Origin of the sequence: Nocardia sp. CA-151230 (assembly GCF_050942175.1) — a bacterium.
GTDB lineage: Bacteria > Actinomycetota > Actinomycetes > Mycobacteriales > Mycobacteriaceae > Nocardia.
Genome location: NZ_CP192061.1, coordinates 2,560,542 through 2,587,230, shown reverse-complemented (window position 1 = coordinate 2,587,230; position 26,689 = coordinate 2,560,542). Strand labels below are relative to the sequence as shown.

Sequence of the window (26,689 nt, the reverse complement as noted above, 5' to 3'; positions counted from 1 at the left end):
CCGGGAAGGTCCGGTTCGCAGCGGAGCGGACAGGTCAGGGATTGGCGCGGAAACGCTGGTCGGCCAGATCGGTGAGGGCCTGGGCCCAGCCGTCGAGACGGTCGGCGGCGTCGCGCAGGCCGACCATGGCCCAGCCCAGGTCATCGGCGATGGCCGCGCTCTCGGGGACCGCCAGCAGCCGGGCCGCGGCCGCGACCATGCCCTCGTATTCGACGACTCCGCCGTCGAGCCTGATGGAAACGGCCTGAACATGCTCGCCCAGTGGCGAATTCGCACCGAGCGCACCGGCGGCCCGCTCCATCGCGACCACATCCTGTGCCAGCGCGTGCAACGCGGCGGCCCCGGACGCGGCTGTTTCCAGGGTGTCGTTGAGATCGTCCTCGAGAAGCCGGCCCGTCCGCGCGATCTGCGAGTGCAGCCCGTGCAGCGCCCGCTCGGCCCGGACCAATCGGGCGATCGACGCTCGCGCCGCGGACCGGATCGGCGGCAGCTTCCGAGGCACGAAAGCGGCCTGCGGCAACGGCTCCCGGCGCATCTCCAGATACCGCCGGGCCGTCACCGCGGTCCCGGTGACGAGTGCGACCGCACCACCACCGACCACGACCACCGCCCAGGCCGGTGCCGAAATCAGGACCAGTCCAACGGTTCCGGCCGTCGTCAACCCCGACGCCGTTCCCAGCCGGAAACTCCGGCGCCGGGCCCGACGCCGCTTCCGCAGCTCCCGTTCCCGCGGATCCGCCCACTTCCGCACGGCCACCAACGCCTGTTCCCCCACACCCCGCAACGTATCCGGCAGCCGCTGCGCCAACTCCTCGGGCTCGAACCCGGTGGGCGCCAGCACTTCTCGTACCGCCTCGGTGGCCCGCTCCCGCCGCGCCCGCTTCCGCCGGCCGCCACCCGCAGCAACGGCGGGGTCGCCTGCGCGGGCGCCGCGTCCGGACACGGGCTGCGCGTGAACCGGTGGCTGCACCATCGATTCACGCGGCGCGTGACCAGCACCCAGTGGCGATCCGCGCTCGATCAGCGGCGGCGTGGATGGCTGCGGCACCGGCGTAGCGGATGCCGAGTGATCAGTGAACGCGACCGGATGGGGCGGGTGGTGCTCCGGCGCTGACGAAATACTCGCTGCCGGTGCGGAAGCCGTTTCAGGCCCGGCGGTTTCGGAGTGCGCAGGAGGCTGAGCGGTTGCGGGCGGCGGGAACGGGGAGGGGAAACCCGGGATCGGGTCGGCGTTTCTGGTGCGGGTGCGGCGCAGAAAACGGGCAGGGGAGGTCGCGGGGCTGTTGTCGGCCCGCGATCTCCCCATCGTGCACTACCTTTCGCGCAGCAGTTACTGCTGGGCGGCCTGGCCCTTGTTGAAGTTGGGCTGTGCGGCCGGCTGCGCGGGCTGGCCCTGCGGGATCTGCTGCTGGTTGCCACCGGCGGGCAGCGAGTCGCCGCGCATGGAGGCGCGGATCTGCTCGAGGCGGTTGTGGCCCGCCATCTGCACGCTGGCCTGCTGGACCTCGAGCATGCGGCCCTGGACCGAGTTGCCCGCCAGCTCGGCGGCACCGAGCGCGTTGGCGTAGCGGCGTTCGATCTTCTCGCGCACCGCGTCCAGGCTCGGGACGGCGCCGGGGGCCGACAGGGTGGAGTCCATCTGCTGCAGCGAGGCCGAGACCTGCTCCTGCATCTTGGCCTGCTCCAGCTGCGAAAGCAGCTTGGTGCGCTCGGCGACCTTCTGCTGCAGCAGCATGGCGTTCTGCTCGACGGCCTTCTTGGCCTGCGCGGCGGCCTGCAGCGACTGGTCGTGCAGCACCTTCAGGTCCTCGACGGACTGTTCGGCGGTCACCAGCTGGGCGGCGAAAGCCTCAGCGGCATTGGTGTATTGGATGGCCTTCTCGGTGTCACCGGCACCGCTGGCCTGGTCGGCCAGCATAACCGCCTGGCGCGCATTGGCATTGAGCTTCTCGACCTCGTCCAGCTGGCGGTTGAGCTTCATCTCCAGCTGGCGCTGGTTGCCGATCACCGACGCGGCCTGCTGCGACAGGGCCTGATGCTGGCGCTGGGCTTCCTCGATGGCCTGCTGGATCTGAACCTTCGGATCCGCATGCTCCTCGATCTTCGAATCGAAGAGGGCCATCAGGTACTTCCAGGCCTTCACGAACGGATTAGCCATCGATTGATCCCGCCTCCATATGACGTGCCGCGCCCCGTAGCGCGACAAGTAGTGCGCGACCGTCGCGCACCCCTGTTGTCCCTATCTCCACTGTGCAACGGCCGTTCCGGAGATTTCGGCAACAGCACGACGCCTCCGGCACGAAGCCTACAGAGAATTTATCCCTTTCGGCTCCACAGCACAGTGATCACTTGGCAGCCACCAGCACCAGACGATCCGACTTCGGGGCCGGAATCACAATGCGGGGGCCGAAAGTTCCATCCGCGGCCAGGGCCACGTCGCCGTCGCCACCCCGCGGGGTGGCCTTCGCGGCCACCTTGGCGAGCCCGGCTTTGGCGGGCACTTTGCCGGCTCCCACACCCGCGGTGGCCTTGTCGCCGGCCAGCGCGGTGGCCTTGTCGGCGTCGGCCATGGTGGAACTCACGTCGAAGAGCACCTGCGCCAGTGGCACGTCCAGCGCCTGGCAGATGGCGGCCAGCAGTTCACTGGACGCCTCCTTGCGGCCGCGCTCGACCTCGGACAGGTACCCCAGACTCACGCGCGCGGAGGTCGAGACCTCACGCAGCGTCCGGCTCTGGGCAACCCGAGCGCGCCGCAGGCTTTCCCCGATGGCTTCTCGCAGCAGCGTCATCTCGTTCTCCTCACACTCGTCTCGCCGGACCCAGCGTTTGACTGGACAACGTCCGGCGTCGGCCGCGCGTTCCCGGCCTCGTCACTCGTCCCTGACGATGCGGACGAGCTCGGTGACCGCGGCGCGAACCGCGCCCACCCTGATCGTCCACCGGTCCCCCGACAACTTCAACCGAAGTACCTCGGTGGACTCCGGACCCGCTATACCAAGGAATACCGTGCCGACCGCTCGCCCGTCCTGTGGTTCGGGTCCGGCGACTCCGGTGAGCCCGATTCCCCAGTCGGCTCCGCAGCGGTGACGGGCCCCGACGGCGAGCTGTTCGGCGGTGGTCGCGGCTACCGGTCCGTCGGCGGCCAGGGTGTCGGCACTCACACCGGCGAGCGACTGTTTGAGGTCGGTGGCGTAGACGATCAGTCCACCCCGCAACACCGTGCTGGCGCCCGGAATTCCCGCGATGGTGGCGCTGAGCAGTCCCGCGGTCAGTGATTCCGCGGTGGCCACGGTCTGGCCGGCGGCGGCGAGCGCGGCCACCAGCTCGGCGGCGGGCGCCGAGGCGACGAGCGGGTCGGGCGGAACGGGCGGAGCGGTCGCTACGCGGGACAGCGCGGTCTCGACGTCGGGCCGCACGTCACGCCGCACGGCTGCCGCCCGGCGACCCGAACCAGAGGCGGGCCGCTTGCACGACGTAGTCGAGACCGGTGACGACCGTCAGCACGACGGCCACGTACATCAAGCCCATTCCGGCCGAAGCGAATCCGCCGGAGAGCGGCAGCAACAGCACGGCGATGGCAACGGACTGGACCAGCGTCTTGAGCTTGCCGCCCCGGCCCGCGGGAATCACCCCGCGCCGGACCACGGCCAGTCGCAGCAGGGTCACGCCCAGTTCGCGGGCCACGATGACGATCGTGATCCACCAGGGCAGATCGTGGAGCATCGACAATCCGACGAGCGCGGCCCCGATGAGCGCCTTGTCCGCGATCGGGTCGGCCAGCTTGCCGAAGTCGGTGACCAGGCCGTATTTGCGAGCCAGTTGCCCATCGATGCGGTCGGTGATGGCGGCGACGCCGAACAGCCCGGCCGCGATCCAGCGCCACTCGGTGTCGTGCCCGCCGTGGGCGAACAACGCCAGCAGGAACAGCGGCACGATCAGGATGCGCAGCACCGTCAGCACATTGGCGATGTTCAGCAGTGGCACGGCCGGCGGTTCCGCCGCCTCCGGACGGGGCACGGGGGCGAAGCCGGGACGCGCCGCGGGACCGGCATCGGTCCAGTGACCCTCCAACTCGTCACGTTGCACGGTCACCAGCGCCCCCACCGGCCGAGACACCGGCCATGGTTTCCGGACCATGCCGGTATGTGGGAGGGCTGGATGTGCGACACACCGACAAGCCTATCGGTACGCGGGCCGACTACTGTGCACCCCATGACAACACGGGCACCTGACAGTGGTTCGATCGGCGGGCATGCGGCGGTGGCGCCGATCGTCCGCCGAGCGCGAACCTCTGACGTGCCCGAGATCAAGAGCCTCATCGACATCTACGCCGGCCGGATCCTGCTCGAGAAGAACCTGGTGACGCTGTACGAGGCGGTCCAGGAATTCTGGGTGGTCGAGCGCGACGGCCAGATCCTCGGCTGCGGCGCGCTGCACGTGCTGTGGGCCGACCTCGGCGAGGTGCGCACGGTCGCGGTGCATCCGGACATCAAGGGCACGGGCGCGGGGCGGCTGATCGTGGAGCAGCTCATCGCGGTCGCGCGCGAGCTGGAGCTGAAGCGGGTGTTCGTGCTGACCTTCGAGGTGGATTTCTTCGCCCGGCACGGGTTCGCGGAGATCGAGGGCACGCCGGTGACCGCGGAGGTGTACGCCGAGATGTGCCGGTCCTACGACACCGGTGTCGCCGAGTTCCTGGATCTGTCCTACGTCAAGCCGAATACGCTCGGGAATACCCGAATGCTGTTGACGCTCTGACCTTCTCCGTATCCGTACCGACTTCGATCAGGAGCGAGAGCCCATGGCCGTCTTCGCCGTCCACTACGTCTACTCCGAGGCCACCGTCCCCGGCCGCGACATCCACCGGCCCGACCACCGGGCCTGGCTCAACAGCCTGGTCGACGCGGGCACCGTGCTCACCAGCGGTCCGTACCCGGACGGGTCGGGCGCGCTGATCCTGGTCCGGGCCGACGACCTGGAGGCGGTGACCACGCTGTTCGAGAACGACCCGTTCAACCGCGAGGGTCTGCTGACCGACAAGCGCATCGTCGAATGGCAGCCGACCATGGGCGCGTTCGTGTCCTGATCAGGCTTCGACCGTCTCGCGCCTGCCGGAGTCGGCACTGCGGCGGATGGCTTCCAGGACGCGATGCATGTGCAGGCCGGTCTCGAAGGACGGGACCAGGTGGAGATTGCGGCGGAGATCGCCCGCCAGACGGTCGTAAAACCTTGCCACGTTGCGGGATTCGATCGGCAGCGTCGCGAAGGGTCCGGTCTCCTCGGGGGTCAGGTCCTGCCACGCGCCGCCCGGGCCGTCGGATCCCAGCAGGCGCAGGTCGCTCATCTGGATGCCGCCCACTCCCGAGGGACCGTCGCTGACGATCACCAGATCGCCGTCGGTGCCGGAGATTTCGATGCGGGTGCGGCCGTCGGTGACCTTGCCGTCGTGGATGTGGGCCGATACCGGTACGCCGGTGTCGGTGCGGCCGGTCAGCAGCAGGTGGTCGGGGCTGGTGGCGGATATCCGCTCGCCGGTTTCGTCGATGACGCTGAGCGGGTGGCGGATGGCGAGTTCGGCCGAGACCTCGGTGAGCGGGCCGACCAGGGATTCGACCGTCGCGAGGGTGTGGCCGCCCGCGACCTCCAGCATGCCCGCGCCGTTTTCCTGGTCCAGGGTGTAGGCCGCCCACTGCGGGATGCGGCCGCCCGCGCCCTTGCCGCGGGCCGCGTAGACCGTGACCGAAACCACCCTGCCCACATAGCGACTGTTGACCATCAGTGCACCGGCTCGCTGGACGGCGGGGGCGAGACCGGCCTGCAGTCCGACGACGTGCAGTCCGGGAGTCGCGGCGGCCGCGGCCACGATGGCCTCGGCTTCGGCGGTGGTCCGGGTGAGCGGCCATTCGGAGTAGACGTGCTTGCCCGCGGCCAGGGCGGCGCGGATCAGTTCGGCGTGCGCGGGGACCTTCACGGTGATGACGACCAGGTCGACATCGGGATGCTCGGCGAGCTCGCGCGCGTCGGTGAAAGCGTGGTCCGCGCCGAAGCGGCGGGCGGCGCGTTCGGCGCTCTCGCGGCGGCTGGTGCCGACCGCGGTCAGCTCGTAGTCCGGCAGGGCGCGCAGGGCCGGGATGTGGGCGCGGGTGGCCCAGCCACGGTCCGGGTTCGCGCCGATGATTCCCACTCGGATGCGGTCCGACATCACTTACTCCTCCATCAAGCGGACTCGATGCGTCCGTTTTGGACGCTAGTCAAACGGACTCGGAAAGTCCACTTTTGCTAGAGTCCGGGCATGACCGCCGTCGATCGCCTGCTGGCCCGGGATGCCGCGCCGACTCCCCGCGCCGATGCCCGCCGCAATCTCGAACGGCTGGTCACGGCCGCGCGGGCGGCGGTGGCGGAGGTCGGGGTAGCGGTCACTGCGCAGGAGATCGCGCAGCGGGCCGGGGTGGGCAAGGGGACCTTCTATCGCCGGGTGCCCTCGCTCGACGTGCTGCTGACCGCGGTACTGGAGGAGGTCCTCGACGAGGGCATCGCCGCCGCCGACCGCGCCCTCGCCCAGCCGGACCCATGGCAGGGATTCACCGAATTCGCCGGCGCGTACGTGGGTTTGCGGGCGGAGAGCTGCGGGGTCAACGACGCCCTGGGCGGCGCGGGCAGCGGCGAGGTGGACCGCTGCATCGTCGATCTGCGCGACCGGCTGCGCGAATTGGTCGGCAGGGCACAGCGGAACGGCTCGATGCGGGCCGATATCGCCTGGGAGGACGTGGCTTTCGCGTTGGCCGGGGTCGGCACCGCCGATCACACCGTCGGCCTGCGGGCGGCCCCGGATCAATGGCAGCGCACGCTGCGCGTCGTGCTGGACGGGCTGTCCGTACGCCGGTGACCACCGGTCCGGCGGTGGCGCAACACGACCGGCGGTCTACCGTCGATCTCGTGCGATCCGATGATGCCACGGCCCTGGCCAGGTTCCGCGCCGCCCGGGTGGCCCGGCTGGCCACCGCCGATGCCACCGGCGCGCCGCACCTGGTTCCCGTCACGTTCGCGGTCTCCCCCGCCGATTCACCGCTGCTGGTGGTGATCGCGATCGACAGCAAACCGAAGACCACCACCGATCTCCGCCGCCTCCGCAATATCGCCGCCAACCCTCGCGTCTCCCTTCTCGCCGATCACTACGACGAGGACTGGACCCAGCTGTGGTGGACGCGTCTCGACGGCTCCGCCGACATCCTCGACGACACGGTGGACCGTGAGCTGCCGCTCGGCTGGCTGGTCGCCAAATATCCGCAGTATCAAGCAGATCCGCCCGCGGGGCCGATCATTCGGATCGCGGTCGACTCGGTGCGCGGCTGGTCGTACGCCTGATGACGCAGCCGCTCGTCAGGATGTGGAGCGGCACATAGCAGCAGGCCGGCACCGTGATGTAGGCGAACCACACCGAGTTGTCGGCGCGCGGCATGGCCGCAGCCTGCGGCAATCCGGGCGTCGCGCGTCGTAGGACTATCGGCTCGACGCCTTCGCGGGGGGCGGTGCTGCGGGGCGAGCCGATCCTCACCACGTCCGCCGAAGCCAGCACGAACATGAGGGTCATCGATGCCGTCTAGCAGGTGGCCGGTCTGCCGGTGCGCCGGCCGAGCTGACATCACGACCGCCTCTCCCAGGACGGGCGGACCCCCGGCTGCCGAGCGCGCGGCGTGAAGGCACACCATGTCCGGTGTGAACACCCAGACTTGCGACGTCATTGTCATCGGGGCCGGACCGGTCGGCGAGAATGTCGCCGACCGCACCGCCGCGGCCGGGCTCGACACGATCATCGTCGAGTCGGAGCTGGTCGGCGGCGAATGCTCCTACTGGGCTTGCCAACCCAGTAAGGCGCTGTTGCGCCCGGCGCTGCTGTACGGCGAGGCGGTGCGCTTCCCCGGGGTCGGCGCCACGGTCACCGGGCCGCTCGACACCCGCGCGGTGCTCGAACACCGCAACCGCATGGCCTCCGACTGGAACGACCACAGCCAGGTCGAATGGGTCGGCACGGCCGGCATCTCACTCCTGCGCGGCCACGGCCGGCTCGACGGGGTGCGGCAGGTGACGGTGCTGACCCCCGACGGCGACACGGTGCGATTGCAGGCCCGGCACGCGGTCGCGATCTGCACGGGCACCCGCGCGGCACTGCCGCCGCTGCCGGGACTGGATGCGCTGCGGCCGTGGACGAGCCGGGAGGCCACCAGCGCGTCCGAGGTTCCGGGGCGGCTGGCCATTGTGGGCGCCGGGGTGGTGGCGACCGAAATGGCCACAGCCTGGCGGGCACTCGGCTCGCAGGTCACGCTGATCGCGCGGGGAACACACCTGCTGGACCGGATGGAACCGTTCGCGGCCGACCTGGTCGCCGACCGGCTCCGGGCGGCGGGTGTCGACCTGCGGTTCGGACGGACCATCGCGACGGCCGAGCGGGCGGGTGGGCCCGATGACAGCATCCGGCTCACCCTCGACGACGGCGCGCGGATCGTCGCGGATGAACTGCTGTTCGCGACCGGCCGCGCGCCGCGCACCGCGGACATCGGGCTCGACACCGTCGGACTGGACCCGGGCGCGTGGCTGGCCACCGACGACACCTACACGGTGACCTCCGTCGACGGCGAATGGCTGTACGCCGCAGGCGATGTCAATCATCGGGCGCTGCTCACCCATCAGGGCAAGTATCAGGCGCGCATCGCGGGCGCGGTGATCGCCGACCGGGCCTGCGGCCGCACGCTCGAGACGGGTCCGTTCGGACGGCATTCGGGCACAGCCGATCTGGTCGCCGTGCCGCAGGTGGTGTTCACCGATCCGGAGGTCGCGGCGGTCGGGCTCACCGCTGCGGAGGCCGCGCGCCAGGGCCGGGCCGTCGATATCGTCGACTACGACCTCGGCCGGGTCGCCGGTGCGGTGCAATTCGATCCGGACTATCGCGGCCGGGCGCGGGTTCTCGTCGATCCCGAGCGCCGGGTGCTGGTCGGGGCCACGTTCGCCGGGCCCGGGGTGGCCGAGCTCCTGCATTCGGCGACCATCGCCATCACCGGCGAGGTCCCCATCGACCGGCTCTGGCATGCGGTGCCCTCGTACCCCACGATCAGTGAGATCTGGCTGCGACTGCTGGAAACCTATCGTGATCAACAAGATTCGCAGGTACAGGCCACCGGCGACTCGGCGTCCTGAACAAGAGTCGCGGAATCCGCAGCTGCACCACCGATTCCGGCGCCGGGCCATCGTGAGGCCAGGCGCCGGAGGCGGTTACAGGGAGCCGCGTTGCCGCATGTTCCCCGCACGGTCGAGCTCGACGACGGTATCGATGCCGATCCGGTGCAGGAACGGATAGTCGTGGCTGACCACCAGGATCGCGCCGCGATACTCGGCCAGCGCCTCGACCAGTTGATCGACGCTGGCGATATCGAGGTTGTTGGTCGGCTCGTCGAGGATCAGCAGCTGTGCCGGTGGATCGGCCAGGAGCAGGCGTGCCAGCGACACCCGGAAGCGTTCACCGCCCGACAGCGTCGAGACCGGGCGTTCGACACTGCTGCCGCGAAGCAGCAAGCGGGCCAGCTGATTACGGATCGTGGCCGGTGCGGTGGTGGTGGCCACCGCGTGCACATTGTCGAGCGCGCCGGCTTGCTCGTCGAGATTGTCCAGGCGTTGCGGCAGGTAGCCCACCCGGTCGGTGAGCAGGGTGCCGCGTTCGGGGTGGCGGCCGCTGAGCAGGTGCTCGATCAGCGTCGACTTGCCCGCGCCATTGGGCCCGATCAGGGCGACCCGTTCCGGCCCCTGGATGACGATGGTGCGCTCGCCGTCGCCGAGTTCCGCGATGCGGCGGCTGCGCGGCACGTCGGGGTCGGGCAGGTCGAGATGGATGTGCTCGTCGCGACGGACCCGCGCGGCCGCGGCGTCCAGGACATCCTGGGCGGCACGGACTTTGGCGTCGAGCGTGGTGCGCATGGCCGCGGCCGAGCCCTGCGCCCGGCTGGCCCGGTTGCCCGCGAGGATGCGTGGAATGCCGCCGTCCCGCTGCGTCGCACGCGCGGTGCGCTCGCGCCGGGCCAGTTTGGTCTCGGCCTCGATGCGCTGGCGCTTCTCGACCTTCAACGCCTGCTCGGCGGTTCGCGCCGCCTGCTGGGCCGCGGCCTGTTCCCGCTCGACGTGCTCCTGCCAGGCGCTGTAGGGACCGCCGTACACCTCCAGGGTCGCGCCGTGCAGTTCCGCGGTGGCGTCCATGCGCTCCAGCAGTTCCAGATCGTGGCTCACCACCACGAGCGTGCCCGGCCAGGAATCCACGAATTCCGCCAGCTTGGCGCGGGTTTCGCGATCGAGGTTGTTGGTGGGCTCGTCGAGCAGCGTGATCGGGGTGCGCCTGATTCGCAGCCCGGTGACGGCGATGAGAACGGCCTCACCGCCGGAGATCTCGCCGACCCTGCGATCGAGATCTGCTGCGCTGAAACCGATCTCGTGCAGCATTTCGTCGGCGCGGGCTTCGATGTCCCAGTCGTCGCCGATCGTCTCGAAGTGTTGCTCGTCGGTGTCGCCGGCCTCGATCGCCTGCAGGGCCGCGAGTGTGCCTGCGATGCCGAGCAATTGCGCGATGGTGTCGCTCTGGGCGAGCGTGAGGTGCTGCGGGAGATACCCCACCTCGCCGCTGGTTTCCACCCGCCCCGAGGTCGGGGTCAGGATGCCGGCGATCAGACGCAGCAGCGTGGACTTCCCCGCGCCGTTACGCCCCACCAAACCGGTGCGCCCGGTGGTCAACACGCCATCGACCCCCGCGAGAGCGACGGTCCCGTCGGGCCATTCGAATGACAGATTCTGCAGCGTGATCGCTGCGTGCATGGATGAAGACATGTGTCGACAGACTCTTCCTGCTCATGGGATTACCGACGCCGCCGACACACACCAGAAATCAACGGCCCATTCCCGATTCGGAACGCCGAGTAGCAGGTGTGATCGCAACGCCGCCTTCGAGTAGGCGGCTAGAGTCTGTCGACCTCGATGAGCATCCGGCCACCCTACCAGGGCCCGCACAACCCAGGTCGACGGCAATCAAGCCGACGTGACCACCGCACCCCGCTGACAGCCATCGAGCTTTCGAATGAATCGCGGCAGATGAGGATCAGTGGCGGGCAGGCCGTCCGGCTCGAGGTCCCACCACCGACCGCCGTCGAACTCGGTCGGGTCGAGCGGATAGTCGCGGGTGCGTTCTCCGCGAATCACGTACCAGAGCGACACATCGATATGGCCCGCCGTCCGCCCCACTGTCGTTGTCCGGGTGAGGAACAGCGGATGCTCCCCGACCAGATCGAAGACCGGGTCGATGCCGAGTTCCTCTCCCGCCTCGCGTCGGGCGGTATCCCGTGGATGCTCGCCGGCCTCGACGTGGCCGCCCATCGGCAGGTGCAGGCCCGCCATCCGATGCCGGCCGAGGAAGATCCCGCGCTCGCGGGGATCGACCAGCACCACATAGGAGACAAGGTGCGGTGACGGCGTGGCGGGTTTGACACGCCGGAAGATGTCGTCGGTCGACGCGAGCCACTCCAATGTGGTTGCGCGGTGCTGCCGTTCGAGTTCGTCGAAGGGCGTGATCGCCGCGACGACATCCGCGACCATGGCGGTAGCAGGCTGCATATCGGCGAACCTACCTCTGGCGTACGACAGTGGAGACCTGGCTGCAGTGGATGGGCGTCGATCTGGACACCGTGCGGGACCAGCGGGCCTTCCTGGTTCGGATCACCACCCGCCAGGCCATCCGACGGCTGCGCACGCTCGGCCGCCGCAAGGAGTCCTACGTCGGCCCGTGGCTGCCCGAACCACTGCTCACCACGCCCGATGTGGCCGAGGACGTCGAACTGGCCGAGCACGTGTCGATGGCGATGCTGCTGGTCCTGGAAACTCTCACGCCTACCGAGCGCGCGGTGTTCGTGCTGCGTGAGGTGTTCGGCCCGGACTACGACGAGATCGCCGCGGCGGTCGAGAAGACCCGGCCGCAGTCCGCCAAATCGCCCACCGCGCACGGTCACACGTGGCGGCGCGCCGCCCGCGCGGGGTCGTTTCCGCGGTCGAGGCCCGCGCGGCGTTGGGGGCGTTCCAACGGGCCATCGACACCGGCGACCTGCAGGGCCTGCCCGACTTACTGGCACCCGACATCGTTTTCCTCGGCGACGGCGGCGGAATCAAGCAGGCGCTGTTGCATCCCGTTGTGGGTGTGGATCACGTGGCTCACCTGCTATCCGGCGGATCACGCTGGATGGGCGGCGACGCCTCCGCCGAACCCGCACTGGTCAACGGCTGGCCCGCGCTGGTCATCCGACTCGACGGACAGATCGACGGAGTCGTGGCGGTCCGGATCGACGACGGACTCTACTTCGTGCGCAACCCGGAGAAGCTGTCACGCATCGCGCAGGAAACCACAGTCAGCCGCTGAATCCCGCGCACCGCACCAACAAATACCGCCCGGTCGGGTGGCGATGTTTCGCGTTGGATTCGGGGTGATCGCCGACGGGGTTCGGAAGGTCTGCGCCAGAATGGTTTTGGCGGTTAACGATCGGGTTCGGCGGGACGACATCAGGGCAGCGGATCCGTTGTGGGTCGCGGTCGGGGTGATTCGGGTTCAAGGTCAGGGGAGACCTATGCGCAGCACACATGTCATCCTTCGGTCGAGCGCGTTCGAGCTGGTGGGGCGTCGGGCGGGAGTGGCCGTTCTCGGCGTCCTCACCTGTGCGGCGGCGGTTGCGGGCTGCACGACGACGTCGACGGTCTCGCCCACCAGTCGGCCATCGGCGACGGCTACCGCCACGGCGACGGCAACCGTCCCGGGCTCGGTATCCGAAACAACCCTCGCGCCGGCTACGTCATCGGTGGCCGAATCCCCGGTCGTGCCGACTCGGACTCCGTCGAAGCAGCCGGAGTCGAGCACCGCGCCGCAGGCCGGGACGACGTTTCCCGGCGAGGGCCTCACTGCTCAGCAAGCCCGTGACCTGCAGCAGGGTGTGGACGGCGGGCACCAGCCGTGGCGGCTGGATCGTGTCCAGGTCGCAAAGGCCTTCGTGCAGCAGCGATTCGGATGGGCCACTGTTCAGGCCGCCGCGGACGGTCCGACCGGCGTTGTGGTCACCGATCAGGACGGCAGCAAACTCACGCTGCAGCTCAGTCAGCCGGTGACACAGGGCAGCCACGGCATCTGGGTCGTCGACAGCGGCGCCTGGGACTGACTCCGGCGGGAAGGCGCTCGACACGGGCACGTTCGCCAAATCGGCGGATGCACGTTATTTTGCGTATTTCTGTTCGTACACAACATATTTCGAGCCGCACGTGGTGGGCACGGCCGACGTAACCTGTTTCGGGAGCGCGCAATCGGGAACCCGATGGACAGGGTGTGTCCGAACCGGAAGGAGCGCGCTCCCATGCCAAGCAATCTCCACCCCGAAACGGTCCGTGAGCCACCCGCGGGCGCCACGGTGCCGACCCTGCTGGACGGTGTGTCGTGGCCCGGCTTCGCCCTGCTGCTGGTCGGTGTCATCGCGCTGGCCATGACGCCCGGTAGCAGCTGGACCGATCTGTGGGCCGCCGCGGCCGCGATCGGACTGATCGTCGGCGTCGGCTGGATCACTGTCGAACATCGGCGGTACCTGGCTCGGCACGAGCCGCCGACGGCTGGAAAACGATGGGCCGGACGGCCAACGTGACCGATCGAGCCCCGGACCGGTCTGCGTCGGCTCGGGGCTCGCTCGGGGGTAATCGCCCATGATGATCGCTCAGCATGTTTGACGGCTCTGGACAGTACCGGCCCGGAGTGCCGCCGATCCGGAGCTGTGGCCTGAGACACGCACACTGTCCAGTGGCTGTTGCCGCTGCCGCCCGCCGGAGGGCGGTCACGGGTGGTCGAGCAAGATAGGTGGCGATTTCCCCGAGGTACAAGGAGAAGTAAGTGCAACGCATCGGCGTGATCGGCGGCGGCACCATGGGTGCCGGCATCGCCGAGGTAGCCGCCCGCGCAGGCGGGTCGGTCCTGGTTCTCGAGCGCGACACCGCGGCGGCCGACGCCGCCGTCTCACGCATCGAGAAGTCCCTGGCCCGCGCGGTCAAGTCCGGCCGCCTCGAGCAGGCCGCGGCCGACGAGGCCCGCGCCCGCATCACCCTCACCACCTCGATCGACGACTTCGCCGACCGCGAGCTGGTCATCGAGGCGGCCCCCGAGATCGAGACGCTGAAGACCGAGTTCTTCGCCAAGCTGGACGCCATCGTCTCCCCCGAGACCATCCTGGCCACCAACACCTCGTCCATCCCGGTCATCCGGCTGGCCAATGTCACCGCGAACCCGGGCCGCGTCGTGGGTGTGCACTTCTTCAACCCGGTCCCGGTGCTGCCGCTGGTCGAGGTCGTGGTGACCCTCAAGACCGACCGCGAGGTCGTCGACAAGGTCACCGCCTACGCCCGCGACATCCTCGGCAAGCGCACCATCGAGTCCAAGGATCAGGCCGGCTTCATCGTCAACGCCCTGCTGATCCCGTACCTCTGCAGCGCGATCCGCATGTTCGAGACCGGCTTCGCCAGCGCCGAGGACATCGACGAGGGCATGGTCAGCGGCTGCGCCCACCCCATGGGCCCGCTCCGCCTCACCGACACCGTGGGCCTCGACGTCACCCTCGCGGTCGCCGAATCCCTCTACGCCGAATTCGGCGAGCCGCAGTACGCGCCCCCGGTGCTGCTGCGCCGCATGGTCGACGCGGGCTACCTCGGCCGCAAGACCGGCCGCGGCTTCTACACCTACTGACGCCGTAGGGGCCGCCGCCGGGCAACCGGCTGCGGCGAGCACATAGCGTGGTCGGCATGACCGGCAACGAGCTCGGCGATTTTCTGCGCGCCCGCCGCGCGGCACTGCGTCCCGAGGACATCGGGCTGATCTCGCACGGCCGCCGCCGGGTGGCGGGGCTGCGCCGCGAGGAGGTCGCCGAGCTCGCCAGAATGAACAGCGACTACTACACCCGCCTCGAACAGGGGCGGGAGCGCCACCCGTCGGCGCAGATGCTGGAGGCGCTGAGCGGTGCGCTGCGGCTGAACGAGGCTGTGCGCGAACACCTCTACCGCATCGCGGGGGTGGCCCCGCCCGCGCGACAACCGAGCCCGGACGAGACGGTCAGCCCCACGCTGCGCCGGATCGTCGACGGCTATCCGGCCGCACCGGCCCTGGTGCTGAACCCGGCCATGGACATCCTCGCCGCCAATGCCATCGCCCGCGCGTTCTTCTCCGGATTCCCGTGCGTCGACAATCTGGCCCGCATGACGTTCCTCGAACCGGCCGCTCGCCGGTTCTGCGTCGACTGGACGTGGACCTGTCAGGCCATGGTCGCGGGCTTCCGGCAGGCGGGGGCGTTGTATCCGGACGACCCACGCCTGCGTCACGTGATCGCCGAACTCACCACAGCCAGTACCGAATTCGCCGAACTGTGGCATTCCTACACACTGTGCACCGCGACGACCGAGCCCCGGGAGTTCTGCCACCCCGAGGTCGGCCGGCTGTTCCTGACCTACGAGTCCTTCGATGTGCGCGGCGCCGCGGGCCGGCGGCTGATGGTCTATCAGGCCGAGCCCGGCAGCCCGACCGCCGCGCGCCTGGCTCGTCTGGGTGCTGCGCAAGCCTGGGCATAACGCACCCAGGCAACCGCTCGGTTCCGGTGCCTACCATCACCGACCGTGAAGCCATTCCCCCACACGCACACTCGGCCGCATCGGATCGCCGCAGCGGGCGCGACCCTGCTCGCGGTGGCGGCCGCCGGTCTCGCCGCACCGGGAACCGCTCGGTCCCAACCGGTTTCATGCCCTGCTGTCACCGTATCGACCGTTACCACCGCCGTGATCCCGTTCGTCGACTGGGCCGAGAACCTCGGATTCGACGCGCAGGGCAACCTGTGGGTCGCGCGGCTGTACCGGAATGAAGTGCAGCGCTACGACAGTGCGGGCCGGGTCACCGCGACCGTCCCGGTCAGCTCGCCCGGTGCGATCCGGCTCGGACCCGATCAGCTGCTGTATGTCGTCTACGGCGACAACTCGGCGAACCTGCTGCCCGGCCGTCACGACAGCGGTGTCGTCCGTTTCGACCCGACTGCCGCCGCACCGGTTCCCGAGACCTTCGTCGGCGGCCTGAGCATGGCCAATGGCGCGGCCTTCGACACCGAGGGCAACCTGTACGTCGCCGATACCGGGTCCGGAGTGGTCCGGGTCCGGCGCGATGGCACCGTCGACGCCGAGTGGTCGGCACAGGCGAAGATATTCGGCGTCAACGGCATTGCCGTCCACGGTGATTCGATCTACACGACGGTCTACCTCACCCCGCAGGGCCGGCTCGTACAGATCCCGATCGCCGACCCGTCCCGCCAGAGCACCACTGCGGACACCGCACTCGCCGACGACCTGGCGGTCGGCCCCGGCGGATTCCTCTACACCGCCACGACGTCGGGCACCCTGCTCCGCGTCGACCCCGGCACCCACACCAGCTGCTCGCTCTTGACCAGGGACCCGCTGGCCGCGGTGGCGATGGTCCCCGGCTCCGAACGCGACCTCATGGTTGCCACCGGCCGCGGTGACGTTCTTCGCGTACGCCTCGACGACTGAGCCGGATGATTGCCACCCGCAGCAGCTGCCTACGCAGGCGGCATCTGCGGGTGAGCCGCGCCGTGGAAAGTCAGGGCCGCCGAGCGGGCCCGTCCGGCGGTGGAAGATCAGGGTCGCTGCCGCTGTCCCGTGCGGATCCCTCACTTGCAGCCGGTCCGATTCTGCGTGGTCGAGCCACGGGCCGAATACCCGTGGCCGGGGCATCGTCACCGGCTCGCTTGCGCCGCGCGGCGCCGAGATCGATGACACTCCCATCCTGCTCGGCACCACCCGAATCGTTGACCGGAGCGGGGTATGGCCCCGGGCCGGGATCGACCGGCCACCACCCGGTCTCGCGCTGCAGCTCGGATCGCAGCACGGGCCTGGTCGGCGCCGGATCGTAGACCGAGCCGCCTTCCGGACGCCACGGCTGGTGGGGACGCTCGACGGCTTCTTCGTTCTTGCGCCGCGGGCGACGCGGCAGCCTGGTGATCTTCGACGAGCCATCCTCGGCGTCGGCGTTGCCGCGCTCGGCGGCCTTCAATGCCTCCAGCTGCCTGCGTAGCCGTTCCACCGCATCGAACCTGCTCCCGCCGGGTCCCGGCAGGGATCCACGTCCCGGTACTTCCCGATCCGACATCGACCTAGCCGCCGACGGGTGCCGCGGCACCCGCTCCCGCCACGACCGCCCGTACGCCGAGCCGATCTCCGAACTTCTTCTTCATTGCGTCGCCCACGACCCCATTCTCCCTCAGTCCCGCCGCGACCGTTTCGCCCGCTCGGTTCCGGGCGATCAAGAGCGCATTTCCCGGTACGCAATCTGCGGCCCGAGGTCGAGATCCGAGGCGTTGGTCAGGCCCGATCCCTGACCGGCGATCGCACGGCGATCAGGCGAAGGTCGTGTGCATCTCCCAGATCAGCAGTTCGCTCGGCTCGGCAGCGGTGACCCGATAACACCCGCTTCGCTCACTGCCACCGCTCACCTCCGCAACCGATCCCTCCCGCCTCTGTAACCCCGCGGGCGAGCCGGCATTCCCGGCCGTGGCGCCGAAGCGGGTCCGCGGATCGAGTGCTGAACGGGTCATCGTGGCAGCGGCAGCAATTCGACCAGGGTGCCGCGGCCGGTTTCCGGAGGGAGGAGTGCCAGGGCGTGGGCGTTCAGGAGGTTGGCCAGGTGTGGGGTGCCGACGGCGCCGATGGCCCGCCACACTCCGCCTTCGACCTGCCGGACGGGCACGATGCGGGTGCGGTCGCGGTCCGGGGTCGCCGCGTCGGCGATGCGGCCCCAGGACACCGCCGAGTCGTGGCGGCCGGTGAGGATGTTCGCCAAGACCCGGCCGGTCACCAGTGTCGCGGCGACGGCGGCCAGGGGGTTGCCCGGCAGTGCGAGCAGGATGCGGCCGCCGGGCAGGCGCGCAACCAGGTGGGAACCGCCCGGACGCATGCGAACACCGTCGATCAGGATGCGGGCGCCGATTTCGTCGAGGACGTCGCGCAGCCGGTCGGCGGCGCCGCGCCCGGTGGCTCCGACGGTGATGGCCAGTTCCGCGTCGGTGTCACGGTCGAACCAGGACCGCAGCCGTGCGCGGTCGTCCGGCAGCCGGGTCAGGTTTCGGACACCGATATCGCAGTGGCTCAGATAGTGCGGCAACGCGGAGCCGAGCGCGTCGCGGACCTGACCGGGCCGCAGGGTTCCGGTGGCGCGGATCTCGTCTCCGGTGAGGAGCAGGTCGGCGCGCAGCGGGCCCCGGACCATGGCGATAGGTGTCTCGGCGCTCTGCGCGACGGAGATGACGGCGGCGTTCACGCGGACACCGGCCGGCGTCAATTCTTCGCCACTGGACCAGGATTCGCCCCGGCGGCGAATATCGTTGCGGCGCGGAACGCCGGGGGCGAGCACGATCGCCGCCTGCCCGCCGGACCGTTCGACGTGCACATGTTCCGAGCGCACGACCGCCGTGGTCCCGGCCGGGGTCAGAGCGCCGGTCGCGATCCGCACCGCCTCGCCGTCAGCGAGCGAGATACCCGATTGCCTTCCCGCGGTACATGATCCGATGAGCATCCGCCAGCGCGGCCCGTGGCCGCTGACCGCGAATCCGTCCATGGCCGCGGTGTCCGCGGCCGGAAGCGCCGCCCTCGCGGTCAACGGCTCGGCCAAGGTCGCGCCGAGCGCTTCGGACAGAGCCGCGTAGCGCGCGGGGATCGCCGGCAAGACCGGGCGCAGCACCGCGTCGATCTCCGCCACGGTCACCTCCGGTCCGGTTGCCGGCTTGGCGGATCGGGCCTGTACCGCGCTCACGCATCACGTCCTTCGGAATGATTCGACAGATATCCACGAATCCTCGGACACGGAGATTTCACCGGACTTTCTCCGTAGTTGCCGAAGCATTTCTGGCAACTCACCCGCATTTGCGGTTCGCTGTGCGGGCCGTAGGAACGCACGGGCGCCCCAACCGCACGGAGAGGTGAACGTAACCGCGCATGTGACCATCCGGTAACAGGCCGTTCCTAGCGTGGCGGTGAGGACCCACGAACACGCAGACGCGAGCGGGGAGGAATGTGCAGTGGCGGCAACCGATTCCGGAGCGGACGCGGGCCCAGTGCGGACGGTGTGCTCGTACTGCGGAGTGGGATGCGGGATCACCGTCGAACTCGACACCGGTCCCGCCGGACCCCGGATCCGCAAGGCGACCGGTGACAAGGCGCATCCCGCCAATGGTGGCCGGCTGTGCACCAAGGGCGGCAGCCACGCCGACATGATGGCGGCCGACGGCCGTTTGACCACCGCGCTGGTCCGCGCCGAGCGCGGGGCGGCACCACAACCGGCTGCCCTCGATGCCGCGATCACCGATGCCGCTCGACGCCTGCGCGCGCTCATCGACGAACACGGTCCCGACGCGGTCGCCTTCTATGTCTCCGGCCAGATGACGCTGGAAGCCCAGTATCTGGCGAACAAGCTGGCCAAGGGATTCATCGGCACCAATCAGATCGAGTCGAATTCGCGGCTGTGCATGGCCAGCGCGGGCAGCGGCTACAAGCTCTCTCTCGGCGCGGACGGACCGCCCGGCTCCTACGACGACTTCGACCACGCCGACGTCTTCTTCGTGATCGGCGCGAACATGGCCGACTGCCATCCGATCCTGTTCCTGCGCATGATGGATCGGGTCAAGTCCGGGGCGAAGCTGATCGTGGTGGACCCGCGCCGCAATGCCACCGCCGACAAGGCCGATCTGTTTCTGCAGATCGAACCGGGCACCGATCTCGCGCTGCTGAACGGCCTGCTGCATCTCCTGATCGAAAATGGCCACACCGCACCGGATTTCATCGCCGAGTTCACCGAGGGCTGGGAGGCGATGCCCGAGTTCGCGCAGGACTATCCACCCGAGGCCGTCGCCGAGATCACCGGGCTCGCGGCCGCAGACATCCGCCGGGCGGCCGAGCTGATCGGCACCGCGGGCGAGTGGATGAGCTGTTGGACAATGGGTCTCAACCAGTCCACCCACGGCACGTGGAACACCAACGCCCTGATCAACCTGCACCTGGCGACCGGGGCCATCTGCCGCACCGGCAGCGGACCGTTCTCCCTGACCGGCCAGCCGAACGCCATGGGCGGCCGGGAAATGGGCTATATGGGACCGGGACTGCCCGGCCAGCGGTCGGTCCTGGTCGATGCCGATCGGGAGTTCATCGAACGGCTGTGGCAGGTGCCGCCGGGGACCCTGCGCACCGAAGCCGGCACCGGAACCATCGACATGTTCGCGAAGATGGCGGCCGGGCAGATCAAAGCCTGCTGGATCATCTGCACCAATCCCGTCGCCACCGTGGCGAACCGCAAGACCGTGCTGGCGGGACTGGAGGCCGCGGAACTGGTGATCACCCAGGACGTGTTCGCCGACACCGAAACCAATGCCTACGCCGACATCACGCTGCCGGCCACGCTGTGGGTCGAAGGCGAAGGTGTGATGATCAATTCCGAGCGCAATCTCACGCTCGTCCGCAAGTCGATTCCGGCAGCCGGTGAGGCCATCCCGGATTGGCAGCTGATCGCCCGAATCGCCTGCGCCTTGGGCTATTCCGATGCCTTCACCTACACCGACGCCGAGCAGATCTTCGAGGAGATCAAAGGCGCGTGGAATCCGAAGACCGGTTACGACCTGCGCGGAGCCACCTACGATCGGCTCCGGGAAGGACCGCTGCAGTGGCCGATCGCACCGGAAGGCCCCGCCCGCAACCCGATCCGCTACCGCGACGACGCCACCACACCGCGACTGCGGTTCCCCACCGCGTCCGGTCGTGCGGTGTTCTTCCCGCGCCCGCATCTGCCCGCCGCCGAACTGCCCGATGACGACTACCCGTTCATCCTCAATACCGGACGGGTCCAGCATCAGTGGCACACCCTGACCAAGACCGGCAGGGTGGCCAAGCTCAACAAGCTCAATCCCGGGCCGTTCCTGGAGGTCCATCCTGATGACGCGTCGAAACTCGATGTCGCCGAGGGTGATTGGGTCGAGGTGGCGTCCCGGCGCGGCCGCGCCGTCCTGCCCGCGGTGGTCACCGATCGGGTCCGGCCGGGCACCGCGTTCGCACCGTTCCACTGGAACGACCTGTTCGGCGAGTATCTCGCCGTCAATGCCGTCACCAACGACGCCGTCGACCCGATCTCGCATCAGCCCGAATTCAAGGTGTGTGCTGTCACTCTCGCGAAGGTCGCCGCACCGATCCGGCCCGCGCCGGAACCCGTCTCGAGCACCGAACCACTGGCCACGGCGAGCGTTGCGGCCTCCCCGGGTCCGATAGCGCCGGCGGCGGACGGTCGTGCGGCAGCGGCCGCCGCCGTCCTGGGCATCACCGACCTCTCGGCACCCACCCTCACCGAAGCCGAATCGGCCTATCTGGCCGGATTTCTCGCCGGTGTGCAGCGCACCGGCGAGGACGGCCTACTGCCCGCCGTTCCCGCGGCGAATCCGTTGCGGGCCACCACCGCGGCGTGGGTCGACGGCCTGTTGGCGGGGATGTTCACACCACACCCGCGAGCCCACATCGCCTCCGCCGCAATGCCATCCGCGCAGACATCGACGCTCACCGCCGTCGCGCCCTCGGCACCGGCACGCCCGCTGGTGATCCTGTGGGCATCACAGACCGGCAATGCCGAGGAGTTCGCCACCGAAACCCTCGCCGCGGCGCTCACCACGCCGGGCCGGGCGCCCCTTGTGCACGCCATGGACGCGGTGTCCGCCACCGACCTGCCGCGCGCCGCCGATCTGATCGTCGTGAGCAGCACGTTCGGCGACGGCGACGCCCCCGACAATGGGACAGGATTCTGGGACACCCTCACCGCCCTGCCCGAATCAGCGCTCACCGACACCCGATTCGCGGTGCTGGCCTTCGGCGACTCGAACTACGACGCCTTCTGCGGGCACGGCAAACGTCTCGATCAGCGCCTCGGCGAACTGGGCGCCGCACGACTGATCTCGAGAGCGGACTGCGAGCCCGACTACCACGACACCGCCACCGCCTGGCTCGACGAGCTGCGGACCGCACTCGCCGAATCGTCCGCGACATCCATCGAACCCGTCACTCCGACAGCGGAACCCGCACCGGCCGCGCTCACCACCGGCGCCTCGGCGACGTCAGCGCAGGCTGTCAGCGTGCCGGCACCGACTGCCGCGCGAGTCGAGACGGGCAAGCCCCGCGGACGACTGGTGGGCAACCGGCTGCTCAGCCTGCCCGGCGCGCAGAAGGAGGTGCGGCAGTTCAGTTTCGATCTCACCGGCACCGGGCTGCAGTACGAGGTCGGGGACGCACTGGGTGTGCGACCGGCCAACGATCTGGGCCTGGTGTGGGAGTTCCTCGCCACCACCGGACTCGACCCCGCCGCCATCGTCGAAGTCCCCAAGGTCGGGTCACTTCCGCTGTCGGTCGCGCTCGAAGACCATCTCGACCTGACCAAGGTGATACCGGAGCTGCTGCGCTACCTGGCCGAGCGCAGCGCCACCCCGTATCTGAGAACCCTGCTGCGCCAGGACAACAAGGGCGAACTCGCGAAATGGCTGTGGGGCCGCCAACTGGTCGACATCGCCGCCGAGCATCCCCGGCTGGCCGACCCGCAAGGCTGGGCCGACATGCTCAAACGCATTCAACCGCGGCTGTATTCGATCTCCTCGAGCCCGCTGGCCGACCCCGGCATCGTGCGTACCACCGTCTCGGTCGTCCGGTATCCGGGCCCGACCGGACGCCCCCGCGGCGGCCTCTGCTCCACCTACCTCGCCGACGCGGACACCGATCAACCGCTGGCCCTGCACATTCAGCGCTCACCGCACTTCCGGCCGCCCGACGATCCGGCCACCGCCGCGATCATGATCGGCCCCGGCACCGGCGTCGCACCCTTCGTCGGGTTCCTCGAACACCGGCGAGCGCGGGGCGACCAAGCGCCCAACTGGCTGTTCTTCGGCGAACAGCACCGGGCCACCGACTTCTACTACCGCGAGGAACTCGAAAACCTCCGGGGAAGCGTCCTCACCCGGCTCGACGTCGCCTTCTCTCGTGATCAGCGCACCAAGATCTACGTTCAGGACCGTATGCGCGAGCACGGGGCCCAGGTATGGAGCTGGCTGGATTCCGGAGCCCATTTCTATGTCTGTGGCGACGCCGCGCGCATGGCCAAGGACATCGACACCGCGCTGCGGGAGATCGTCGCTCATCACGGCGACATGGATGCCGGCGACGCCGATGCCTACATCAAGAAGCTCGCCGCGGACAAGCGCTACGTCCGCGACGTCTACTGAACTCGCCGACCTGGTCCGAAGCAGTCACCTCCGATATCCGAGAATCGCACTTGCGGTGCATCGGGGCCGGTAGAACCTCATCCGCGGAAGAATCGCCTCTCCGGCACCGCACATTCGCCTACGCTTGGTGAATGAACGTGCCGGAACTCCCAGCGGAACTGGTCGATCTGATCGGCCGGTACGAGTTCGCCTTCCTGGTCAGCATCGGCGACCTCGGACCGCACACCACGCCGCAGCACCCCACCCTCACCGGCCGCAGCTTCACCATCACGGCACCCGGACCCGTGACCTGTCGCAATATCACCGCCAACCCGGCGGTCACCCTGCTGTGGCCACCATCCACCTCGGATGGTCACGCCCTCATCATCGACGGCCACGCCACCCTGCGGGACTACACCCTCGAGATCGCGCCGACCCTGGCCGTACTCCATCACACGGCCACCTCGACCGCGACATCACGGCGATGCGCGGACTGCCGGCGCTTCAACCTCGCGCCACCCGCCCAACTCAGCCGCATCGGGCAACTCCCCCGCGCCGGAAGCTGACCGCCGGACCCCCACCCCCACTCCGAAAATCGTTTTACCGCTTCGGAACCCGTTGCTACCGTGTTTTCGATACCTCCACCCGACGACACCGGAAAGGCGGCCCCATGACCGAGCTGATTCAGCCCGCAACCACGTTCGACCTCGCCCGCCCGCTCCGTGTCCGACTCGGCGTACGGAGCGTCTCCTAGCGGCCTCGGCATCACCGACCCGCCGGGGCCGCTTCCGGGCAAAACGCCACGGAGAGCGGCCCTTTCCCATATCCCCTCGCCCCACCCCCATTCCCTCGTAGCCCAAAGGTAGAGGCAACGGTCTCAGGTGCCGTCAAGTGTGAGTTCGAATCTCACCGAGGGAACCCAACTTTCACGCCCCGCGCACCTCAACGCGGAGTAGATGTCAACGGCGACATCCGCGCGGGGCCTGGTGCCCGTAGCTCAGCGGAGAGAGCGCCTGCCTACGAAGCAGGAGGTCGAAGGTTCGAATCCTTCCGGGCACACCAACTTTCGATGAAGCGCGGTAAGCCGCCCCCCACCGTTCACAGTCTTTCAGGCCCCGTCGAATCCCTTCGGATCATGCGAGGTTGTCCGGCGGAGTTGAATCGGTGGTACACGATATCGGCTGCACCGATGAATTTCGTGTGGATCCGTCGTCGACTCCTCTGGAGAGACCGACAGACAGGAGTCCAGACATGACGAGACCGTTTCGATTCGGGGTCGTTGCCCCGCTCAGATCCGATGTGCCGACATGGCGAGATCGTGTGCGCCGCATCGCCGACAGCGGCTACTCGACGCTGTTGGTGCCCGACTTCCCGCAGATGCAACCGGCGCCCGGTCCCATGCTGGCCACAGTCGCGGCCCTGACCGATCTGCGTGTGGGCACCTGGGTGTACGCCTCTCCGCTACGCCCGGCCTGGCTGACGGCGTGGGAAGCGCACTCGCTGTCGCTGCTGACCGAGGGTCGCTTCGAGATGGGCATCGGTACCGGCAGACCGGGAATCGAGGACGAGCTGCGCGACAAGGGAATGCCCGCCGTGCCGCCGCCGTACGAGCGGCTGTCGCAGGTACGTGAGACCGTCGAGACGCTGCGAGATCTCGACGGCCCCGATCGTCACACGCCTGTGGCGATGGCCGTATTCGGTCCGAAGGCCCGGGCGTTGGCGGCCGAGGTCGCGGACACGGTCACCTTCGTGCTGGGGGATCAGCCTCGGAGCGAAGTCGCGCGGCTGGCACGGGATTTCCGCGCCACCAGCGACGCCGAGCTCGCGCTCGCCATACCGGTTATCGGCGATACTGTCGCGCCACACATGGCACGCCCCGACACCGACGCTGCCGCGCTTCGCGCGGCGGACGCACTGACCGTACTTCCGGACGACCCGGCCGCCGCCGCCGAGGAAATCCAGCGGCGACGGGAGGAGATCGGCTTCTCCTATTTCGTCTTCGGCGCCGACTTCGCCGACAGGTTCGCTCCGGTCGTCGCTGAGCTCGCCGGACGTTGATTGCCTGAACAGCAATCCGCGGCCTCCGTTCACCGAGTTCCCCCGACCCCTGACGACACGGTCGGGCTCAGCCGCCGGTGGCTGCTCCGAGCCGCGTGTACGAGCCCGCTATTTCAGCCTCGGGCGATCCACTGTTGCATGGCGGCTGCGACCATCGAGTCGCCGTGCGCGGTGGGGTGCCAGGGAAACCCGAACAGTTCGGTGCGCGGGTCGAGCGCTCCGTCCACCCAGGGATCCGCAGTGCAGGCGCCGTGCCCGGCGGTTACCGCTCGGGTGTCGAGGAAGTTCACGTTCAGAATGTCGGCGGCCTCGCGCTGGGCCGTGTCGATCCGGTCCAGAAACCCGGTGACCGCGCCGGCTCGGGGCTGGACCGCATCGATGCCGAGGATGCCCGCGCATGCGGAGTCTCGGCCGGGAGTGTGGATCTCCGGGTATCCCACGAAAACGATCCGCGCGTTCGGAGCGTAGTAACGGATATAGGTCACCGCTTGGCGGACTCGGTCGGCGTAGGCCTGACCGGTGATGGTGTCGGGGTCGGGGGCGCGGCCCTGCGCTGCGGCTTCCGGACCGCAACCATCGATCAGGTCTGTCAGACACGTGAAGGCACGAGACAGAGCGACCGGGTTATCGGTTCCCCACGCGTCGTTCATACCGAGCTGGATCGTCACGGTGCGGGTACGCGGTCCGAACGCGTTATCGGACATGGCCCGTTTCACCTGGTGCGTCAGGGTCCAGCCCGAGGTGTCGATCGTGCCGCCCTGGCACGAGGTGTCCTCGACGTCGTCTTGCGACAAGCCCAAGTGTTGCGTCAGCTGCGTCGGCCATGAGGTAGGCACGTGCTTGCAGCCGGGATCCCCGCCTGCGTTCAGCAGGTCGAGGATTTCACCGTTGGCGGAGAAGGAATCGCCGATCACCACGAGGGTTCTGCCGCTGGGGGTCTCCGCCGTGGTCGGCGGCGCCATCGCGGCGAGCACCGCTGCGGTGCCGCAGACCGTGGACGCCGCAAGCAACCGCAACCGAGCCGAACTCTTCACTAGCCGTGTACCTCTTATCGATCCGTTGCGGGAACAAGTGAAGCGCAATCGCTTCTAATTCGAACGCCTACTCTAACTGCGCGACGGAAGCGCCGCCGATCGATCGCGAATTCGGCGGAGATCCGAAGTTCATCACGCTCCGGATTGGTTTCGGATGCCGAACGTGTCACCTCGAGGGAACCGGACAGCTCCGGCATGCAGGCCGCTCAGACGGCACGTTCGATGCGGATT

The 26,689-nt window shown here is 69.0% G+C and carries 24 protein-coding genes, 2 tRNA genes and 1 pseudogene; 16 read left to right on the top strand and 11 right to left on the bottom strand.

The window, feature by feature from the left end; all coding sequences use genetic code 11:
• Positions 1-34: 34 nt before the first annotated feature.
• From pspM to pgsA, 5 genes are all read right to left on the bottom strand, one after another.
• Positions 35-943: a phage shock envelope stress response protein PspM gene (pspM, locus tag ACQP1O_RS11735; RefSeq protein ID WP_433565839.1), complete on the bottom strand. Its 909-nt coding sequence runs from the start codon at positions 941-943 to the stop codon at positions 35-37.
• A 387-nt stretch (positions 944-1,330) separates the two neighbouring features.
• Positions 1,331-2,158 carry a phage shock protein PspA gene (gene pspA / locus ACQP1O_RS11730; protein WP_433565838.1) on the bottom strand — a complete coding sequence of 276 codons (828 nt, stop codon included), beginning with the start codon at positions 2,156-2,158 and terminating at the stop codon, positions 1,331-1,333.
• Between the two features lie 187 nt (positions 2,159-2,345).
• Positions 2,346-2,789 (bottom strand): helix-turn-helix domain-containing protein, encoded by a 444-nt coding sequence (locus ACQP1O_RS11725; RefSeq protein ID WP_433565837.1) that lies wholly within the window; start codon positions 2,787-2,789, stop codon positions 2,346-2,348.
• 81 nt (positions 2,790-2,870) lie between these two features.
• A complete protein-coding gene (locus tag ACQP1O_RS11720; protein ID WP_433567654.1) occupies positions 2,871-3,392 on the bottom strand; it encodes a CinA family protein in 522 nt (173 codons plus the stop codon).
• 25 nt (positions 3,393-3,417) lie between these two features.
• The gene (pgsA, locus tag ACQP1O_RS11715) at positions 3,418-4,092 is read right to left on the bottom strand and encodes a CDP-diacylglycerol--glycerol-3-phosphate 3-phosphatidyltransferase (RefSeq protein ID WP_433565836.1); all 675 of its coding nucleotides are present in this window, start codon (positions 4,090-4,092) and stop codon (positions 3,418-3,420) included.
• 120 nt (positions 4,093-4,212) lie between these two features.
• Here pgsA and ACQP1O_RS11710 point away from each other — a divergent pair, with 120 nt between their 5' ends.
• Positions 4,213-4,755 (top strand): amino-acid N-acetyltransferase, encoded by a 543-nt coding sequence (locus tag ACQP1O_RS11710; protein WP_433565835.1) that lies wholly within the window; start codon positions 4,213-4,215, stop codon positions 4,753-4,755.
• Between the two features lie 43 nt (positions 4,756-4,798).
• On the top strand, positions 4,799-5,083 hold the full coding sequence (locus tag ACQP1O_RS11705; protein ID WP_433565834.1) for a YciI family protein: 285 nt from the start codon (positions 4,799-4,801) through the stop codon (positions 5,081-5,083).
• On the opposite strand, the gene ACQP1O_RS11700 is transcribed toward ACQP1O_RS11705, so the two are convergent.
• Positions 5,084-6,199 carry a Gfo/Idh/MocA family protein gene (locus tag ACQP1O_RS11700; RefSeq protein ID WP_433565833.1) on the bottom strand — a complete coding sequence of 372 codons (1,116 nt, stop codon included), beginning with the start codon at positions 6,197-6,199 and terminating at the stop codon, positions 5,084-5,086.
• 90 nt (positions 6,200-6,289) lie between these two features.
• On the opposite strand from ACQP1O_RS11700, the gene ACQP1O_RS11695 reads away from it, so the two are divergent.
• The 3 genes from ACQP1O_RS11695 to ACQP1O_RS11685 all read left to right on the top strand — a co-directional run bounded on the left by ACQP1O_RS11695 (position 6,290) and on the right by ACQP1O_RS11685 (position 9,189).
• Positions 6,290-6,883, top strand: a complete 594-nt coding sequence (locus ACQP1O_RS11695) for a TetR/AcrR family transcriptional regulator (protein WP_433565832.1) — start codon at positions 6,290-6,292, stop codon at positions 6,881-6,883.
• A gap of 50 nt (positions 6,884-6,933) precedes the next feature.
• On the top strand, positions 6,934-7,362 hold the full coding sequence (locus ACQP1O_RS11690) for a TIGR03668 family PPOX class F420-dependent oxidoreductase (protein ID WP_433565831.1): 429 nt from the start codon (positions 6,934-6,936) through the stop codon (positions 7,360-7,362).
• A 342-nt stretch (positions 7,363-7,704) separates the two neighbouring features.
• Entirely contained in the window at positions 7,705-9,189 is a 1,485-nt protein-coding gene (locus ACQP1O_RS11685) for a dihydrolipoyl dehydrogenase family protein (RefSeq protein WP_433565830.1), read from the top strand.
• A gap of 75 nt (positions 9,190-9,264) precedes the next feature.
• Here ACQP1O_RS11685 and ACQP1O_RS11680 read toward each other — a convergent pair whose 3' ends face one another.
• Together ACQP1O_RS11680 and ACQP1O_RS11675 are read right to left on the bottom strand one after the other, a co-directional pair.
• Positions 9,265-10,860: an ABC-F family ATP-binding cassette domain-containing protein gene (locus ACQP1O_RS11680; RefSeq protein WP_433565829.1), complete on the bottom strand. Its 1,596-nt coding sequence runs from the start codon at positions 10,858-10,860 to the stop codon at positions 9,265-9,267.
• A 198-nt stretch (positions 10,861-11,058) separates the two neighbouring features.
• Complete coding sequence (locus tag ACQP1O_RS11675) at positions 11,059-11,640, bottom strand: NUDIX domain-containing protein (protein WP_433565828.1); 582 nt, start codon at positions 11,638-11,640, stop codon at positions 11,059-11,061.
• A 32-nt stretch (positions 11,641-11,672) separates the two neighbouring features.
• Here ACQP1O_RS11675 and ACQP1O_RS11670 point away from each other — a divergent pair.
• The 6 genes and pseudogenes from ACQP1O_RS11670 to ACQP1O_RS11645 all read left to right on the top strand — a co-directional run.
• Positions 11,673-12,436, top strand: a pseudogene (locus ACQP1O_RS11670) (sigma factor-like helix-turn-helix DNA-binding protein); the annotation flags it as partial.
• A gap of 205 nt (positions 12,437-12,641) precedes the next feature.
• Complete coding sequence (locus ACQP1O_RS11665) at positions 12,642-13,223, top strand: acyl transferase (protein WP_433565827.1); 582 nt, start codon at positions 12,642-12,644, stop codon at positions 13,221-13,223.
• 192 nt (positions 13,224-13,415) lie between these two features.
• The gene (locus ACQP1O_RS11660) at positions 13,416-13,697 is read left to right on the top strand and encodes a hypothetical protein (protein ID WP_433565826.1); all 282 of its coding nucleotides are present in this window, start codon (positions 13,416-13,418) and stop codon (positions 13,695-13,697) included.
• 242 nt (positions 13,698-13,939) lie between these two features.
• Entirely contained in the window at positions 13,940-14,785 is an 846-nt protein-coding gene (locus tag ACQP1O_RS11655) for a 3-hydroxybutyryl-CoA dehydrogenase (protein ID WP_433565825.1), read from the top strand.
• Positions 14,786-14,841: 56 nt separating this feature from the next.
• Complete coding sequence (locus ACQP1O_RS11650) at positions 14,842-15,660, top strand: helix-turn-helix transcriptional regulator (RefSeq protein ID WP_433565824.1); 819 nt, start codon at positions 14,842-14,844, stop codon at positions 15,658-15,660.
• A gap of 45 nt (positions 15,661-15,705) precedes the next feature.
• Positions 15,706-16,623: an SMP-30/gluconolactonase/LRE family protein gene (locus ACQP1O_RS11645; RefSeq protein ID WP_433565823.1), complete on the top strand. Its 918-nt coding sequence runs from the start codon at positions 15,706-15,708 to the stop codon at positions 16,621-16,623.
• Between the two features lie 70 nt (positions 16,624-16,693).
• On the opposite strand, the gene ACQP1O_RS11640 is transcribed toward ACQP1O_RS11645, so the two are convergent.
• Positions 16,694-17,146 carry a hypothetical protein gene (locus ACQP1O_RS11640; protein ID WP_433565822.1) on the bottom strand — a complete coding sequence of 151 codons (453 nt, stop codon included), beginning with the start codon at positions 17,144-17,146 and terminating at the stop codon, positions 16,694-16,696.
• A gap of 537 nt (positions 17,147-17,683) precedes the next feature.
• Entirely contained in the window at positions 17,684-18,901 is a 1,218-nt protein-coding gene (locus tag ACQP1O_RS11635; RefSeq protein WP_433565821.1) for a molybdopterin-binding protein, read from the bottom strand.
• A gap of 265 nt (positions 18,902-19,166) precedes the next feature.
• Here ACQP1O_RS11635 and ACQP1O_RS11630 point away from each other — a divergent pair, with 265 nt between their 5' ends.
• From ACQP1O_RS11630 to ACQP1O_RS11610, 5 genes are all read left to right on the top strand, one after another.
• Entirely contained in the window at positions 19,167-23,387 is a 4,221-nt protein-coding gene (locus ACQP1O_RS11630) for a molybdopterin-dependent oxidoreductase (RefSeq protein WP_433565820.1), read from the top strand.
• A 131-nt stretch (positions 23,388-23,518) separates the two neighbouring features.
• Complete coding sequence (locus ACQP1O_RS11625) at positions 23,519-23,932, top strand: pyridoxamine 5'-phosphate oxidase family protein (RefSeq protein WP_433565819.1); 414 nt, start codon at positions 23,519-23,521, stop codon at positions 23,930-23,932.
• 279 nt (positions 23,933-24,211) lie between these two features.
• Positions 24,212-24,284, top strand: a tRNA-Leu gene (locus tag ACQP1O_RS11620).
• Positions 24,285-24,352: 68 nt separating this feature from the next.
• Positions 24,353-24,428, top strand: a tRNA-Arg gene (locus ACQP1O_RS11615).
• A 189-nt stretch (positions 24,429-24,617) separates the two neighbouring features.
• On the top strand, positions 24,618-25,424 hold the full coding sequence (locus ACQP1O_RS11610; protein WP_433565818.1) for an LLM class flavin-dependent oxidoreductase: 807 nt from the start codon (positions 24,618-24,620) through the stop codon (positions 25,422-25,424).
• 113 nt (positions 25,425-25,537) lie between these two features.
• Here the strand turns inward: ACQP1O_RS11610 and ACQP1O_RS11605 are convergent, their stop codons facing one another.
• The gene (locus tag ACQP1O_RS11605; protein ID WP_433565817.1) at positions 25,538-26,458 is read right to left on the bottom strand and encodes an SGNH/GDSL hydrolase family protein; all 921 of its coding nucleotides are present in this window, start codon (positions 26,456-26,458) and stop codon (positions 25,538-25,540) included.
• Positions 26,459-26,689: the final 231 nt, after the last annotated feature.

Coding starts and splice junctions, on each gene's coding strand:
- ACQP1O_RS11705 (WP_433565834.1), top strand. CDS start 4,799: ATGGCCGTCTTCGCCGTCCACTACGTCTACTCCGAGGCCACCGTCCCC.
- ACQP1O_RS11710 (WP_433565835.1), top strand. CDS start 4,213: ATGACAACACGGGCACCTGACAGTGGTTCGATCGGCGGGCATGCGGCG.
- ACQP1O_RS11625 (WP_433565819.1), top strand. CDS start 23,519: ATGAACGTGCCGGAACTCCCAGCGGAACTGGTCGATCTGATCGGCCGG.
- ACQP1O_RS11665 (WP_433565827.1), top strand. CDS start 12,642: ATGCGCAGCACACATGTCATCCTTCGGTCGAGCGCGTTCGAGCTGGTG.
- ACQP1O_RS11680 (WP_433565829.1), bottom strand. CDS start 10,860: ATGTCTTCATCCATGCACGCAGCGATCACGCTGCAGAATCTGTCATTC.
- ACQP1O_RS11725 (WP_433565837.1), bottom strand. CDS start 2,789: ATGACGCTGCTGCGAGAAGCCATCGGGGAAAGCCTGCGGCGCGCTCGG.
- ACQP1O_RS11650 (WP_433565824.1), top strand. CDS start 14,842: ATGACCGGCAACGAGCTCGGCGATTTTCTGCGCGCCCGCCGCGCGGCA.
- pspA (WP_433565838.1), bottom strand. CDS start 2,158: ATGGCTAATCCGTTCGTGAAGGCCTGGAAGTACCTGATGGCCCTCTTC.
- ACQP1O_RS11675 (WP_433565828.1), bottom strand. CDS start 11,640: ATGCAGCCTGCTACCGCCATGGTCGCGGATGTCGTCGCGGCGATCACG.
- ACQP1O_RS11610 (WP_433565818.1), top strand. CDS start 24,618: ATGACGAGACCGTTTCGATTCGGGGTCGTTGCCCCGCTCAGATCCGAT.
- ACQP1O_RS11695 (WP_433565832.1), top strand. CDS start 6,290: ATGACCGCCGTCGATCGCCTGCTGGCCCGGGATGCCGCGCCGACTCCC.
- ACQP1O_RS11700 (WP_433565833.1), bottom strand. CDS start 6,199: ATGTCGGACCGCATCCGAGTGGGAATCATCGGCGCGAACCCGGACCGT.
- ACQP1O_RS11660 (WP_433565826.1), top strand. CDS start 13,416: ATGCCAAGCAATCTCCACCCCGAAACGGTCCGTGAGCCACCCGCGGGC.
- ACQP1O_RS11685 (WP_433565830.1), top strand. CDS start 7,705: ATGTCCGGTGTGAACACCCAGACTTGCGACGTCATTGTCATCGGGGCC.